16 protein-coding genes are annotated in these 15,239 nt (G+C 66.8%); 12 read left to right on the top strand and 4 right to left on the bottom strand.

From position 1 onward, the window contains the following. Positions 1-17: 17 nt before the first annotated feature. From ACSHSS_RS24260 to ACSHSS_RS24215, 10 genes are all read left to right on the top strand, one after another. A complete protein-coding gene (locus ACSHSS_RS24260; RefSeq protein WP_105752801.1) occupies positions 18-908 on the top strand; it encodes an alpha/beta fold hydrolase in 891 nt (296 codons plus the stop codon). 127 nt (positions 909-1,035) lie between these two features. Then, the gene (locus ACSHSS_RS24255; RefSeq protein WP_176034771.1) at positions 1,036-1,866 is read left to right on the top strand and encodes a 3',5'-nucleoside bisphosphate phosphatase; all 831 of its coding nucleotides are present in this window, start codon (positions 1,036-1,038) and stop codon (positions 1,864-1,866) included. Between the two features lie 75 nt (positions 1,867-1,941). Next, on the top strand, positions 1,942-2,574 hold the full coding sequence (locus tag ACSHSS_RS24250; RefSeq protein WP_006401927.1) for an L-threonylcarbamoyladenylate synthase: 633 nt from the start codon (positions 1,942-1,944) through the stop codon (positions 2,572-2,574). Between the two features lie 48 nt (positions 2,575-2,622). After that, a complete protein-coding gene (locus tag ACSHSS_RS24245) occupies positions 2,623-3,285 on the top strand; it encodes a site-2 protease family protein (protein ID WP_105840995.1) in 663 nt (220 codons plus the stop codon). Between the two features lie 8 nt (positions 3,286-3,293). Beyond that, entirely contained in the window at positions 3,294-4,496 is a 1,203-nt protein-coding gene (locus ACSHSS_RS24240; RefSeq protein WP_006401925.1) for a tryptophan--tRNA ligase, read from the top strand. Between the two features lie 4 nt (positions 4,497-4,500). After that, positions 4,501-5,103, top strand: a complete 603-nt coding sequence (locus tag ACSHSS_RS24235) for a class I SAM-dependent methyltransferase (RefSeq protein WP_445545650.1) — start codon at positions 4,501-4,503, stop codon at positions 5,101-5,103. Between the two features lie 46 nt (positions 5,104-5,149). Beyond that, positions 5,150-6,055: a 4-hydroxy-tetrahydrodipicolinate synthase gene (gene dapA, locus ACSHSS_RS24230; protein WP_006401923.1), complete on the top strand. Its 906-nt coding sequence runs from the start codon at positions 5,150-5,152 to the stop codon at positions 6,053-6,055. A gap of 111 nt (positions 6,056-6,166) precedes the next feature. After that, positions 6,167-7,312, top strand: coding sequence for an outer membrane protein assembly factor BamC (gene bamC, locus ACSHSS_RS24225; protein WP_006408193.1), 1,146 nt, complete (start codon positions 6,167-6,169; stop codon positions 7,310-7,312). A gap of 4 nt (positions 7,313-7,316) precedes the next feature. Beyond that, positions 7,317-8,093 carry an MBL fold metallo-hydrolase gene (locus ACSHSS_RS24220; RefSeq protein WP_445545649.1) on the top strand — a complete coding sequence of 259 codons (777 nt, stop codon included), beginning with the start codon at positions 7,317-7,319 and terminating at the stop codon, positions 8,091-8,093. A gap of 105 nt (positions 8,094-8,198) precedes the next feature. Then, positions 8,199-8,381 (top strand): hypothetical protein, encoded by a 183-nt coding sequence (locus ACSHSS_RS24215; protein ID WP_006412183.1) that lies wholly within the window; start codon positions 8,199-8,201, stop codon positions 8,379-8,381. 20 nt (positions 8,382-8,401) lie between these two features. Here ACSHSS_RS24215 and ACSHSS_RS24210 read toward each other — a convergent pair whose 3' ends face one another. Together ACSHSS_RS24210 and ACSHSS_RS24205 are read right to left on the bottom strand one after the other, a co-directional pair. Beyond that, positions 8,402-8,647, bottom strand: a complete 246-nt coding sequence (locus ACSHSS_RS24210) for a hypothetical protein (protein ID WP_011657350.1) — start codon at positions 8,645-8,647, stop codon at positions 8,402-8,404. A gap of 50 nt (positions 8,648-8,697) precedes the next feature. Beyond that, a complete protein-coding gene (locus tag ACSHSS_RS24205) occupies positions 8,698-9,924 on the bottom strand; it encodes a JmjC domain-containing protein (RefSeq protein ID WP_445545648.1) in 1,227 nt (408 codons plus the stop codon). A gap of 32 nt (positions 9,925-9,956) precedes the next feature. Between ACSHSS_RS24205 and ACSHSS_RS24200 the strand changes: the two genes are divergently transcribed. Beyond that, positions 9,957-10,514 (top strand): FKBP-type peptidyl-prolyl cis-trans isomerase, encoded by a 558-nt coding sequence (locus ACSHSS_RS24200; protein WP_006401918.1) that lies wholly within the window; start codon positions 9,957-9,959, stop codon positions 10,512-10,514. Here the strand turns inward: ACSHSS_RS24200 and ACSHSS_RS24195 are convergent. Both ACSHSS_RS24195 and mutS read right to left on the bottom strand, forming a co-directional pair. Then, positions 10,494-11,729, bottom strand: coding sequence for a hypothetical protein (locus ACSHSS_RS24195; RefSeq protein ID WP_175765415.1), 1,236 nt, complete (start codon positions 11,727-11,729; stop codon positions 10,494-10,496). The two genes, ACSHSS_RS24200 and ACSHSS_RS24195, sit on opposite strands and share 21 nt — an antisense overlap. 7 nt (positions 11,730-11,736) lie before the next feature. Then, the gene (mutS, locus tag ACSHSS_RS24190; protein WP_060112648.1) at positions 11,737-14,391 is read right to left on the bottom strand and encodes a DNA mismatch repair protein MutS; all 2,655 of its coding nucleotides are present in this window, start codon (positions 14,389-14,391) and stop codon (positions 11,737-11,739) included. Between the two features lie 63 nt (positions 14,392-14,454). Here mutS and ACSHSS_RS24185 point away from each other — a divergent pair, with 63 nt between their 5' ends. Beyond that, entirely contained in the window at positions 14,455-14,715 is a 261-nt protein-coding gene (locus ACSHSS_RS24185; RefSeq protein ID WP_445545647.1) for a hypothetical protein, read from the top strand. Positions 14,716-15,239 lie beyond the last annotated feature (524 nt).

Raw genomic sequence — 15,239 nt, 5'->3', positions numbered from 1 at the left:
TTTTTTGGGCGGCCGCAATGAATGCCTCGAGTTCCGTTTCCGATTTCGTTACCGTGCGCGGTGTCCGGCTGCATGTGCGGCGCTGGGGCCGGCCCGATGCGCCGACGCTGTTCATGCTGCACGGCTGGATGGATGTCGCCGCTTCGTTCCAGTTCGTCGTCGATGCGCTTGCGGGCGACTGGCAGGTGATCGCGCCGGACGCGCGCGGCTTCGGGCTGTCGGACTGGCCGGTCGCGCGGCAGGGCGGCGGTCACTACTGGTTCCACGACTATCTGGCCGACCTCGACGCGCTCCTCGACCACTATGCGCCGACCGGCGCCGTGAACCTGGTGGGTCACAGCATGGGCGCGAACGTCGTGTGTCTCTATGCGGGCGCGCGTCCCGAGCGCGTGCGGCGCGTCGTCGATCTCGAAGGCTTCGGGCTCGCGCCCGCGCGCGCCGAACAGGCGCCGCGCCGGCTGCGCGGCTGGCTCGACGAACTGCGCGAGCCGCCGGCGCTGCGCGCGTACGCGTCGCTCGACGAGGTTGCCGCGCGACTGATCAAGACCAATCCGCGTCTCGCGCCGGCACGCGCGGCGTTTCTCGCCGCGCATTGGTCGAAGCGCGGCGACGACGGCCTCTACCATCTGCTCGCCGATCCCGCGCACAAGCTGCGGGGCCCGTTGCTGTACCGGCTCGACGAGGTGATGGCGATCTGGGCGAAGGTCAGCGCGAAGGTGCTGCACGTCGAGGCCGTCAATTCGCCGACGCTCGCGCAGCTTGCCGGCGACATCCCGCTGCCCGAGTTCAAGGCGCGTTTCCGCGCATTCCCGGACTGGCGCGAGAAACTGGTCGAGGATGCGGGCCACATGGTGCATCACGACCAGCCGGAGCAGATTGCGGCGCTGATCGAGGCGTTCTGCGCGTAGCGGCGCGGCCGGCGGGTGGCGTGACGGCCGAGCCGGCGGGCGCAGAGGCGGGCGGACAGGCGCGCCGACAGGCCGGCGGCGCAATGCCGCATTGCAGTAGAATGAAGCTTCACCTGCCATGCCGACAATGAACGCCGATCTCCACTGCCATTCCAATGTTTCCGACGGGCTGCTGTCGCCCGCCGACGTCGCGCGCCGCGCGTACGACGGCGGCGTGACGCTCTGGGCGCTGACCGATCACGACGAGGTCGGCGGCCAGGCGGCGGCGCGCGCCGAAGCCGAAGCGCTGGGCATGCGCTACCTGAGCGGCGTGGAGATTTCGGTCACGTGGGCATCGCGCACGGTGCACATCGTCGGCCTGAACATCGATCCGGAGAACGCGGCGCTCGTCGACGGGCTGTTCCGCACGCGTCACGGCCGTGCGGCGCGCGCGCAGGCGATCGGCGCACAGCTCGCGACGCTCGGCATCCCGGGCGCATACGAGGGCGCGCTGAAGTACGTGTCGAACCCGGACCTGATCTCGCGCACGCACTTCGCGCGCTTTCTCGTCGAGAACGGCTACGCGGAATCGACTACCGACGTGTTCGACCGCCTGCTCGGCGACGGCAAGCCGGGCTTCGTCCCGCACCGCTGGGCGACGCTGTCGGACGCCGTGCAATGGATTCGCGGCGCGGGCGGCGAGGCGATCGTCGCGCACCCGGGCCGCTATCGCTATACGCCGGTCGAATTCGATGCGTTCTTCGGCGAATTCATCGATCTCGGCGGCCGCGCGATCGAAGTCGTGACGGGCAGCCACACGCCGGATCAGTATCGCGAATACGCGGACGTGGCGCGCCGCTTCGGTTTCGAAGCGTCGCGCGGGTCGGACTTTCACGCGCCCGGCGAGGGCCGCGTCGAGCTCGGCGGCCTGCCGCCGCTGCCGTCCGATCTCAAACCGGTCTGGGCACGCTGGCTCTGATGCGCCGCCGCGGCGCGCGGCCGTGCGTGCCGCGGCCCGTGCCGGCGTCCGAACTCCTTCTCTTTACGTGCTCCCATGTCCCAGTTCTTCAGGATTCATCCGGATAATCCGCAGCCGCGCCTGATCAAGCAGGCGGTGGAGATCGTCAACAAGGGCGGCGTGGTCGCGATGCCGACCGATTCGAGCTATGCGCTCGCGTGCCACCTCGACGACAAGGACGCGGTCGAGCGCGTGCGCCGCATTCGCGGCCTCGACGAAAAGCAGCATCTGTCGCTGCTCGTGCGCGATCTGTCGGAGCTCGCGAACTTCGCGATGGTCGACAACCGCCAGTACCGGCAGATCAAGTCGGTCACGCCGGGGCCGTACGTGTTCATCCTGCAGGCCACGAAGGAAGTGCCGCGCCGGCTGTCGCATCCGTCGCGCAAGACGATCGGGCTGCGTGTGCCGGATCACGCGATCACGCTCGCGCTGCTGGAATCGCTCGGCCAGCCGCTGCTCGGCACGACGCTGATCCTGCCGCCGGACGACGAACCGCTCAACGATCCCGAGGACATTCGCGCGCGGCTCGAAAAGCAGGTCGATCTCGTGATCGACGGCGGCGCGTGTCCGCGCGAACCATCGACGGTGATCGACCTGACCGGCGACGTGCCGCAACTCGTGCGCGCAGGGCGCGGCGCACTCGAGCCGTTCGGGCTCACCGCGCCGTAAGCGCGTCGTTTCATTTTTGCGCGGGGGCGCTTGTTACAATAACGCGATATGGATGCTTCCCTGATACAGACCATCGCCGTCTACGCGCTGCCCGTGATCTTCGCGATCACGCTGCACGAGGCGGCGCACGGCTATGCCGCCCGCCTGCTCGGCGACAACACCGCCTACATGATGGGGCGCGTGTCGTTCAATCCGATGCGGCACATCGATCCGCTCGGCACGATCGCCATTCCGCTCGCGATGTATTTCCTGACCGGCGGCATGTTCCTGTTCGGCTATGCAAAGCCGGTGCCCGTCGCGTTCCGCAACCTGCGCGATCCGCGCTGGGGCAGCCTGTGGGTGTCGCTCGCGGGCCCGGCGTGCAACTTCGTGCAGGTGCTGGTGTGGGGCGTGATCGGCATCCTGCTGCGCGCGGCGGGCGTCGACGAGCCGTTCTTCACGCGGATGGCGTTCGCCGGCGTCAGCGCGAACCTCGTGCTCGGCGTGCTGAACCTGTTTCCGCTTCCGCCGCTCGACGGCGGCCGCATTCTCGCGGCGCTGTTGCCGCCGAAACAATCGATCGCGCTGTCGCGTATCGAGCCGTACGGTTTCATCATCGTCCTCGTGCTGGTGGCGACGGGCGTGCTGACGAATTTCTGGCTGCGTCCGCTCGTCAACGTCGGCGCGGACGTCCTGAACGCCATCCTGACTCCTTTGGCCTTGCTTTTCTAACGACAATCATGTTCCCAGATCGTATTTTCTCCGGCATGCGACCCACCGGGTCGCTGCACCTCGGCCATTACCACGGCGTGCTGAAAAACTGGGTGAAACTGCAGTCCGAGTACCCGTGTTTCTTCTGCGTCGTCGACTGGCACGCGCTGACGACGCACTACGAGACGCCCGAGGTCATCGAGAAGAACGTATGGGACGTGCTGATCGACTGGCTCGCCGCCGGCATCGATCCCGCGCAGGCGACGCTGTTCATCCAGAGCAAGGTACCGGAGCACGCGGAACTCGCGCTGCTGCTCGGCATGAGCACGCCGCTCGGCTGGCTCGAACGCGTGCCGACCTACAAGGAGCAGATCGAGAAGCTGAAGGACAAGGATCTGTCGACCTACGGCTTCCTCGGCTACCCGGTGTTGATGGCCGCCGACATCCTGCTGTACCGCGGCTCGCTCGTGCCGGTCGGCGAGGATCAGGTGCCGCACGTCGAGATGACGCGCGAGATCGCGCGCCGCTTCAACTACCTGTACGGCCGCGAACCGGGCTTCGAGGAGAAGGCGCTCGAGGCCGCGAAGAAGCTCGGCGGCAAGCGCGCGAAGCTCTACCACGAGCTGCGCAACGCCTATCAGCAGGAAGGCGACGACGAGGCGCTCGAACAGGCGCGGGCGATGCTGCAGGAATCGCAGAGCCTGTCGATGAGCGATCGCGAGCGCCTGTTCGGCTATCTGGAAGGTGCGCGCAAGATCATCCTCGTCGAGCCGCAGGCACTGCTGACCGAAGCGTCGCGGATGCCGGGCCTCGACGGGCAGAAGATGTCGAAGTCGTACGGCAACACGATCGGCCTGCGCGAAGACGCCGAGACGATCACGAAGAAGGTCCGCACGATGCCGACCGATCCGGCGCGCGTGCGCCGCAGCGATCCGGGCGATCCGGACAAATGCCCGGTGTGGCAGCTGCACCAGGTCTATACGGACGAAGCGACGCACGAATGGGTGCAGAAGGGCTGCCGTTCCGCCGGCATCGGCTGTCTCGACTGCAAGCAGCCCGTGATCGAAGGCATCCTGCGCGAGCAGCAGCCGATGCTCGAGCGCGCGCAGAAATACATGGACGATCCGTCGCTGCTGCGCGCCATTGTCGCGGACGGCTGCGACAAGGCGCGCAAGCACGCGACCGAAACGATGCGCGACGTGCGCGACGCGATGGGCCTGTCGTACACCTGATCGCATGCGTGAACCGATCCTCGTCGCCGCGGGCGGCCATGTCGCCCAGACCGAGCCGTCGCGCTGGGTCGTGCGCTGGTCGCCGCTCGTGCGCGCGCACGGCGCGGTACTCGACGTCGCGGCGGGCGGCGGCCGCCATGCGCGCTGGTTTGCGTCGCGCGGGCATCCGGTCGTCGTGCTCGACCGCGATCCGGCGGCGCTCGCCGCGTTGGCCGCGATTCCCGGCGTCGACGCGCGCGACGCCGATCTCGAGGGCGCGCCATGGCCGTTGCCGGCCGATGCGCGGTTCGCGGCCGTCGTCGTCACGCATTATCTGCATCGTCCGCTCTGGCCCCATCTGCTCGACGCGCTCGAGCCGGGCGGCGTTTTGATCTACGAAACGTTCGCGCGCGGAAACGAAACGGTCGGCAAACCGTCCAACCCCGCGTTCCTGCTTGCGCCGGGCGAGCTGCTGGACGCCGTGCGCGGCCATCTGCGGGTGGTCGCGTACGAAGACGGTTTCGTCGCGGCGCCGCGCGAAGCGTTCGTTCAGCGCATCTGCGCGGTGCGCGAGGACGCGACCCCGAAGGCGGGGGCGGGAATTCCACGTTACGGACTGCCCGGCTAATCCGCTACAATCTCAACGTTTACCGGTACACAATCAATCGCGTTTCATGGCTAACGGCACCCAAGACGGCATTCAAATCCGCGGCAGCATCCCCGCGATCGTCACCCCGATGCTCGAAGACGGCAGTCTCGACCTGCCGGCATTTCGCAAACTGATCGACTGGCATATCGAAGAAGGCACCGATGCGCTGGTCGTGGTCGGCACGAGCGGCGAATCCGCGACGCTCAACGTCGAAGAGCACATCCTGATGATCCGCACGGCCGTCGAGCACGCGGCCAAACGCATTCCGATCATCGCGGGCGCGGGCGGCAATTCGACCGCCGAAGCGATCGAGCTGACGAAGCACGCGAAGGCGGTCGGCGCCGATGCGACGCTGCAGGTCGTGCCGTACTACAACAAGCCGACGCAGGAAGGGATGTACCGGCATTTCCGCACGATCGCGGAAGCGGTCGATCTGCCGGTGATCCTCTACAACGTGCCGGGCCGGACGGTGGCCGACATGTCGAACGAGACGATGCTGCGCCTCGCGCAGGTGCCGGGGATCGTCGGCGTGAAGGAAGCGACCGGCAACATCGATCGTGCCGCGCAGCTGATCAAGGCCGCGCCGAAGCATTTCGCGATCTACAGCGGCGACGATCCGACCGCGATCGCGCTGATGCTGCTCGGCGGCCACGGCAACATCTCGGTGACGGCGAACGTCGCGCCGCGCGCGATGAGCGCGCTGTGCCGCGCCGCGCTGGCCGGCGACGTGCAGACCGCGCGCGAGCTGCACATGAAGCTGCTGTCGCTGCACAAGAATCTGTTCATCGAGGCGAACCCGATTCCGGTGAAGTGGGCGCTGCATGCGATGGGCAAGATGCAGGGCGGCATCCGTCTGCCGCTCACGGCGCTCGACGAGCGCTGCCACGATGCCGTGCGTTCGGCACTCGTCGAGGCGGGCGTTCTCGCCTGACACGGAGGCGGCCGCGTCCTGCGGCCGCCGGCTCGACCCCTGATCAACCCGCACCGGCCGGCTCCGTCCGGCGCCGCTCCTGACGAGCGTTCTAGCAAGACGAAGGATTTCATGAAACGTTTCGCCATTTCCTCTCGCGCCATCCAGATGTCGGTGATGGTGCTTGCGCTGGGCGCGCTCGCCGGCTGCGATACGCTGAACGACTACCTGGCTCCCGACCGGGTCAACTACAAGAACACGGGCTCGGCGCCGCCGCTCGCGGTGCCGAGCGACCTGAAGCCGGTGCCGACCACGCAGCAGTTCGTCGCGCCGCCGACCAACGCCGGGCTCGGCACGCTGCCGCCGCGCGCCACCACCGCGGCGGGCAACGCGACGGACGGCATTCCGAACGCACAGGATCCGCTCGGCATGCACATCGAGCGCGACGGCGATCGCCGCTGGCTCGTCGTCGACGGCCGCACGCCGGAGCAGCTGTGGCCGATCCTGAAGGAGTTCTGGCAGGAGAACGGCTTCTCGCTGAAGACCGACGCGCCGTCGACCGGCATCATGGTCACCGACTGGGCCGAGAACCGCGCGAACATTCCCGACGACTGGTTCCGCCGCACGATCGGCAAGGTGATCGACTTCGCGTACTCGTCCGGCACGCGCGACCGCTTCCGCACACTGGTGAGCCGTACGTCGGGCGGCAACACCGACATCTCGATCACGCACAGCGCGATGGAGGAAATGATGGTCGGGCCGCAGGGCGGCACGTCGTCGCGCTGGGAAGAGCGTCCGCGTAACCCCGTGCTCGAAGCGGTGTTCCTGACGAAGCTGATGCAGAAGTTCGGGCTGACCGATGCGCAGGCGAAGCAGCTGCTGACCGATGCGCGTCCGGCCACCGCGCCCGCGCAAGTGGCCGACACGAGCGACGGCGCGGCGACGCTGCAACTGGCGGAATCGTTCGATCGTGCGTGGCTGCGCGTCGGCCTCGCGCTCGACCGGACGAACTTCACGGTCGACAACCGCGACCGCGAGAAGGGCATGTACACGGTCCGTTACGCGAACTCGATGGAAGAGCTCAAGCGCGACGGCCTGTTCGGCAAGCTGTTCTACGGCGGCCCGTCGGCCGCGAAGCCGGGCAGGGAGTTCCTGGTCAACGTGCGCGCGCAGGGCAACGGCGGCACGCAGGTCGCAGTCGTCGATGCGAACGGCCAGGTCGACAACTCGTCGGATGCGAAGCGAATCATTTCGCTGCTCCACGCGCAGCTGAACTGAGCGCGTGCGATTCGCCAGCCTGGGAAGCGGCAGCGAAGGCAACGCGCTGGTCGTCGAGGCCACGAGCGGCACGACGACCACGCGCGTGCTGCTCGACTGCGGCTTTTCCGCAAAAGAGGTCGAGCGCCGGCTCGGCCGCCTGAATCTCTGCGTCGACGATCTCGACGCGATCCTCGTCACCCACGAACATAGCGACCATGTCGGCAGCGCGCTGACGCTCGCGCGGCGCGCATCGCTGCCGCTCTACATGAGCTGGGGCACCGCGCGCGCGGCGGGGGCGGACGAAGCCGACGTCGATCTGCGCGTGCTGTGGGGCGACGAAACGGCCGCGATCGGCGATCTGGCCGTGATGCCCTATACGGTGCCGCACGACGCGCGCGAACCGCTTCAATTCGTATTCATGGACGGTTGCCGACGGCTCGGCGTGCTGACCGATGTCGGCATGGCGACGCCGCACATCACGGCCGTGCTGAGCGGCTGCGACGCGCTGGTGCTCGAATCCAACCACGACACCGCGATGCTCGCCGCGAGCCGCTATCCGCAGTCGCTGAAGGCGCGAATCGGCGGCACGCACGGGCACTTGAGCAACGACGCGGCAGCGGGCATTCTGGCGTCGCTGGAACGCAGCCGTCTGCAGCATCTCGTTGCGGCTCACCTCAGTCAGCAGAACAACCGGCCGGAACTCGCGCGCGCGGCGCTGGCCGACGTGCTCGGCACGGACGGCGACGACGTGGTCGTCGCGACGCAGGAGGCCGGCTTCGACTGGCTCGTGCTCGGCTGAACCTGCGCAGGAGCAGGGCGGGGCGCCGCAGCATGTGGTCCGAGCGCGATCGCAAAAACGACGGACACAAAAAAACCGGCCCTCGGGCCGGTTTTTTTTCAGCTGATGCTGACGCTTACTGGCTTGCGCCCGAAGCCGGAGCAGCCGTCTCTGCCGAAGCAGCCGACGCCACAGCAGCAGCTGCATCGCTCGCAGCAGCGCTCGCCGACGAAGCAGCAGCAGCTGCATCGCTCGCAGCACCGGCAACTGCCGAAGCAGCCGACGAAGCGGCAGCAGCAGCGTCGCTAGCAGCCGACGAAGCGCTTTGGTCAGCGCTCTTGTTGCAAGCAGCCAGTGCAACAGCAGCCAACAGGGAAGCTACGAGGAGGGATTTCTTCATGATCACGTCCTTTTATGGTTAAAGGTAAGCAACAGCGCGAAACAATACCGGTAATGTGCTCCAACACCGACCTGGGCCGCTGGTGGAGACGCACTTCTAGAGCGTGAATCTTCCCTACGGCTTGGGCGGAAATTATATGCACTTTCCTATCGACCGTCGACAAATGCGGGGTCAATACGTTGTCTTTCCCATACAAAATTTGATTCATATGGGCGAACAGTTCGGCTACCACTCATTCCGGTTTCCGACCCGTATCCAGCCCGCACGATACCACTCGTGTAGCAGGGCTGTCATGGAGGGAACCCGGGATAGTGTTACAAACCGTTTCGCCTCCATCTGGCGCTGATTTGCCAGCTCGGGAAGCCATTCTCCGGCCTCCTCGAGCGGTCCTTCCTCGCCGTTGATGAAGTACGAGCGCGCGTTATACAACAATGCAGCGCGTCTGTCGAGACGGACGCCGCGGCGTGATGCCTGCGCAACGAATGCGGCTTCCGAGAGCGGCCGTGCCGGCGGCTCGAACACCACGTTCGATTTCGGTTCGCTCAGGTAGCAGCCCAGAAATTCGGCGACGTCGCGCTTGCGCCAGCGAATCGCATCGACGATCTCGGCGACGCGCTCGACCATTGCCGGCGGCAGCTCGGCCGGTGCGGCGACCGCCGGCTGCTTCGGGTCGCGGTAGAGGTCGTCGGCGCCGCTGTCGCGCAGGCCGCCGCGTTCGGCCAGGTAATACAGGAACTGCGCGCCGAGTTCGCCGGCGGACGGCGCGCGAAAGCCGATCGAGCAGGTCATGCATTCGCCGTCGGCGACGCCGTCGTGCGCGATATGCGGCGGCAGATAGAGCATGTCGCCCGGCTCCAGCACCCATTCGTCGGTCGGCTCGAAGTTCGCGAGGATCTTCAGCGGCACGCCGGCCTGCAGCGACAGGTCCTGCTGCGCGCCGATGCGCCAGCGCCGCCGACCCTCGACCTGCAGCAGGAATACATCATACGAATCGAAGTGCGGGCCGACACCGCCGCCGTTCGTCGCGTAAGAGATCATCAGGTCGTCGAGACGCGCGTCGGGGATGAAGCGGAACCGGTCGAGGAGCGCGCGCGCCGCGTCGACGTGCAGGTCGAGACCCTGCACGAGCAGCGTCCAGGCGTCGCGCGTCACGGCCGGCAGCGAGCCCGGCTCGAACGGACCGTGCGCCAGTTGCCACTTGTTACGAAAATGGGTGATCAGTCGCGATTCGGCGTCATAGTCTGCAGCTAGGTCGAACAGTGCCTCGCGCGTGACGGGCGGCTTTACGCCGGGCATCGCCTGGCGGATCAGCAGCGGCTTTTTCTGCCAGTAGCGGCGCATGAATTGCGCCGGGGTGAGACCGCCGAGCAGCGGAGTAGGAAGATCGGGAGGCGGCGCGCCGAGCGGCGCGGCAGCGGCGTTCCGCGGTTCGGCTTGAGACCGGTTGCGCATCGTATAATGAGACTTGTATTTGGGAGAATTGGATGAAAATCGCAAAAAACACTGTCGTGTCGATCGCTTACAAGCTGTCGGATGCGCAAGGCAATCTGATCGAGGAAAGCGACGAGCCGATGGTCTATCTGCACGGCGGCTATGATGGCACGTTCCCCAAGATCGAGGAACAGCTCGATGGCCAGGAGCCCGGCTACCAGACGCAGATCCAGCTCGAGCCGCAGGACGCGTTCGGCGACTACGATCCCGAACTCGTGAAGATCGAGCCGCGCGACCGTTTTCCCGAGCCGCTCGAAGTGGGCATGCAGTTCGAAGGCACGCCGGAAGACGGCGACGAGGAAGTCGACTCGCTGATCTACACGGTCACCGACATCGCCGAAGACAAGGTCGTGCTCGACGGCAACCATCCGCTCGCCGGCATGGCGCTGCGTTTCGCGCTGACCGTGAAGGACGTGCGTGAAGCGACCGAGGAAGAGATCGAACACGAGCACGTGCACGGCGCGGAAGGGCTGGAGATCGTCGACGAGGACGAAGACGACGAAGACGATCGCCCGAACGACGCGTCGCCGTCAGGGCGCACGCTGCACTGAGCTCGCCGGTTCGCCTGGCGTCGCCTGCGGCGGCGCCGGCCATGATGCGCTGCCGGGCGCCGTGCCGTCGCCCTGCAGCGGCGGCGCGACCGACGACGAGTCCGGCAGCGCCGGCAATGCCGGGATCTCCGGCATTTGCGGCAACGGCACGTCGTCGTGCGGGACGAGCGGCAGCGAGGGCGGCACCGGCACGTTCTTCGGCACCGTCTGCAAGCTCACGCCGAACGGCGTCTGCCGCGCCGGCGACACGCTCACCTTGACCCACTGATTCGCCGGCTGACGCGGGCCGATCGCGACGCGCGTCACATTTCCCACCGGTTCGCCATCGTCTGCGCGCAGCGGACGGTCGATCAGAAAGCCGTTCGCGAGCGGTTCCGCGCTCGCATGAATGACGAGGATCGGCCCGCGGAATGTCGCCGCTGCCTTGACCAACGTGCGTTTCAGCTCGCGGAATCCGTCGCGCACGCGCGGCCGGTTGAAGCGCAGCCACGCAAAGCGTTCCGCGCGTTCATAGCGATCGAACTGCGGATCGCCTTCGAAAATCACCACCATCGCGCGCGCATCGCGTCGCTTCGCGTATTCGGCCGCATGGTCGACCCAGAACGCGTTGGCGATCACGCGATCCTCGAATTCGCCGTTGCGGCCGCCGGCCGTCAGAAAGTGGTTGTTCGGCGCGGGCGCATTCAGCGCGACGTAGACGACGTCTCCTTGCATCCAGCGCGCGTTTTCGCGATACGGGCGGAACCGCGCGACTTCGCTTTCGCGCGTGATCGGCAATGCGTTGCGATCGGGCAGCGCAGATTCGGCGAGCAGCGTCTGCCGCAGGAAGTCGAGTCGCTCGACCGGATCGTAATGCCCGCCCGTCGGTGTCCCGCAGGTCACCCAGTCGTCGTGGCCGGGGACGAATACGAGCGGCACGCGCGACGCGTCGAGGATCGCACTGCGCTGCGTATAGATCGCGTCGCGACACGCTTCTTTCGGTCCCTTCAGGTTGCCCGCATAGACGACGAACGCGAGATTGCGTTCGCGTGCGATCGATTCGAGCATGCGTTGCGCGGCGGGCTCGTCGGCGGGCGTGCTCATGACGCCCGATACGACCGCGAACGAGTAGGGTGCGGCCGCGCGCGCGGCCGGCGCGCCATGCGCGCGGGCCGGCGACAGCACGATTGCCGCTGCGGCGAGCGCAGCCATCGCGCACGCCGGCAGGCGGGGCATCACGCGCTCACGCGCGTGCGTCGCCATCGTGGTCCCGCACGAGTGCGCGCAGCTCGTACAGCAGGTCGAGCGCTTCGCGCGGCTTCAGATCGTCCGGATCGATTTCGCGCAGCTTCTCGAGCGCCGGATGCGGTGCGTCGGGGACGACGGGCGCATCCGCACACTCGAGATCGCCGGGCGCCGGCTGCGCGCTGAACAGGTCGAGCTGCGGCGTTTGCTGTGCCGCCGACTGCTGTTCGAGGTGCGCCAGATGCTTGCGTGCCGCGCGGATCACCGGCGCCGGCACGCCGGCGAGCTGCGCGACCTGCAGCCCGTAGCTCTGATTTGCCGGCCCTTCGTTGACCGCGTGCAGGAACACGATCCCGTGCCCGTGCTCGACGGCCGACAGATGCACGTTGGCCGCCTGCGGGAATTCGAGCGGCAGTTGCGTGAGTTCGAAGTAGTGCGTCGCGAACAGCGTATAGCAGCCGTTGTGTGCGAGCAGGTGGCGCGCAATCGCCCAGGCGAGTGCGAGACCGTCGAACGTCGACGTGCCGCGGCCGATCTCGTCCATCAGCACGAGGCTCTGCGGCGTTGCGTCGTTGAGAATCGCGGCGGCCTCGGTCATCTCGACCATGAACGTCGAGCGGCCGCCTGCCAGATCGTCGGCTGCGCCGATGCGCGTGAAGATCCGGTCGATCGGGCCGAAGCGCGCGGACTTCGCCGGCACGTAGCTGCCGACGTAGGCCATCAGCGCGATCAACGCCGTCTGCCGCATGAACGTCGACTTACCGCCCATGTTCGGGCCCGTGATCAGCAGCAGCTTGCGCTCGGCGCCGAACCGGCAGTCATTCGCGATGAACTGCTCCACCTGCGCTTCGACGACCGGATGCCGGCCCTGTTCGATCTCGATGCCGACTTCGTCGGTGAACGTCGGCGCGACCCAGTCGAGCGCGCGTGCGCGCTCGGCGAACGCGGCGAGCAGATCCAGTTCCGCAAGCGCCGAGGCGACGCGCTGACATTCCGGAATGAACGGCAGCAGCGCCTGCAGCACCGAGTCGTACAGTGCGCGCTCACGCGACAGTGCGCGCTCCTGCGCGGACAGGGCCTTGTCCTCGAACGTCTTCAGTTCGGGCGTGATGTAGCGTTCCGCATTCTTCAGCGTCTGGCGGCGCCGGTAGTCGTCGGGCACCTTGTCGGTCTGGCCGCGCGTGACTTCGATATAGAAGCCGTGCACCTTGTTGTATTCGACGCGCAGGTTCGCAATGCCGGTGCGTGCGCGCTCGCGTGCTTCGAGATCGATCAGGAACTGTCCGCAGTTCTCGGAGATGTCGCGCAGCTCGTCGAGCTCGGCATCGTAGCCGCGCGCGATCACGCCGCCGTCGCGCACCATCGCGGCAGGCTCGGGTGCGATCGCGTTCGTCAACAGGTCAAGGCATTCGGCGGGCGGGGCGAGCGCCGCGTCCAAGCGCGCAAGCGCATCGGCGTTCGCGACGATCGGCTTGATGCGCTCGCGCAGCGCCGGCAGTGCGGCGAACGTATCGCGCAGGCTCGACAGGTCGCGCGGACGCGCGGACAGCAGCGCGAGACGCCCGGTGATCCGTTCGACGTCGGCAATCTGGCGCAGGGCACTGCGCAGCGCGTCGAGACTGGCGTCCGCCGGCGCATCGAGCAGCGCGCCGATCGCCTGCTGGCGCGACTGCGCGGCGACGGACGCGCGCGGCGGATGATGCAGCCAGTGGCGCAGCAGGCGGCTGCCCATCGTCGTGCAGCAGGTATCGAGCAACGAATAGAGCGTCGGCGACTCGGTGCCGCGCAGCGTTTCGGTCAGTTCGAGATTGCGGCGCGTCGCGGGATCGAGGCCGATGTATTCGCTTTCGTTTTCGACTTTCAGGCTGCGCACGTGACGCAGTTGCTGGCCTTGCGTCGCGGCCGCATACAGCAGCAGCGCGCCAGCCGCGCCGCACGCGCTTGTCAGCGAATGCGCACCGAATCCGTCGAGGCTCGCGACGTCCAACTGCTCGCACAGACGCTGCGTACCCGAAGCAATATCGAAGTGCCATGTAGGCACGCGCTTGATCGCGCCTGCGCCGGCCGGAATCGCGTCGGTCGCGCCGTCGGCCGTCAGGATTTCGGCGGGCCGGATCCGCTCGAGCGCCGCGCCGAGCTGGTCCGGTTCGATTTCGGCGAGCCGCAGCGCGCCGCTCGCGAGGTTCAGCCACGCGAGGCCGATGTTGATCGCCACGCCGCGCTTGTTGTGCCCGGTGCACATCGCCAGCAGGTATACGTCGTTCTTGTCGGACAGCAGCGCCGCGTCTGTCAGCGTGCCCGGTGTGACGACACGTACCACCTTGCGTTCGACGGGGCCCTTCGACGTCGCGGGATCGCCGATCTGCTCGCAGATCGCGACCGACTCGCCCATCTTCACGAGCTTCGCCAGATATTGTTCGACCGCGTGGTGCGGCACGCCGGCCATCTTGATCGGATTGCCTGCCGATGCGCCGCGCTGCGTGAGGGTCAGGTCGAGCAGGCGCGCGGCCTTCTCGGCGTCCTCGAAGAACAACTCGTAGAAATCGCCCATCCGGTAGAAGACGAGCGTGTCGGGATGCTCGGCCTTGATGCGTAAGTATTGCTGCATCATTGGCGTGTGGTTGGCGATGGCGTCGGGAGACAGCGTGGTCATAGGTCAGGCCGAAAGTTGCTTTGGTTGCCGAGTTTACCAGTGCGGTCGAATGTGGAGCCGAAGTTGGCCGATTGGCAGATGAAGGGTTCGGAGGCGGCAGGCGTCGCGCGTTGGTGGCGGGTCTATCGGGCACACATGACGTTGTCCGACTTCGGGCCCATTTGGCAGGACGGATTTGCGCGGCGGCAGCTGCGCGAGCACGGCGCGTTGCCGCTGATTGACGCCGGCCCGCGCCGGTGTGGCTCTCGCGATAGTCTTCAACGTATGGGCAGGTCTGCCCGGCCGGGCGAGCGCCAGTTCGAAAAAGAGATTGCGAATCGCTGATGGACGGGGCATCGCCGGCCAACAGTGCGAGTCTAGTTAGTCGAATTGACCAGCAACCTGCAATCCGATCAGCCGCGATAGCGCCGGCACCGGGCCGATTGGCGTTGACAGAAACGGGACGCCGAGAGGCATGCAGCAACACGCTCCCGGTCTCCACTAAACGTGCCGATGATTTTCAGTTGGGACGACACAGCGCATTCGGCGGGATTGTTCTAACGCAGTAAAGACTGACCTGCCGTCTGTAGGGCGGTGGGGCGGGTACTGCATGGGCCGATTTAGTGTGTACGGAAGGGCCAGACGTTACGAATCCTTCCGCCGCGAAAGACGCGACAAAGCGGGGGCGCTGCATGTCAGTCTCGGTTGAATGCGTACAATCCGGCGCGCCACCTCTGTCATTTTCCGGTGATTGCCGTCGAATTTGGTATCCTCCGACCAGAAATCGGCGGTTCGCCCGTCTCGGCACGCGGCCCAATCGCCTAGGGAAACGCTGATCAATGGACCAACTTCCGAAGTTGCAGGCGAGA

The sequence above is a fragment of the Burkholderia sp. BC1 genome (genome assembly GCF_052683555.1).
The sequence above is the reverse complement of the archived record's forward strand: the minus strand, read 5'-3'. Positions and strand labels throughout refer to the sequence as shown.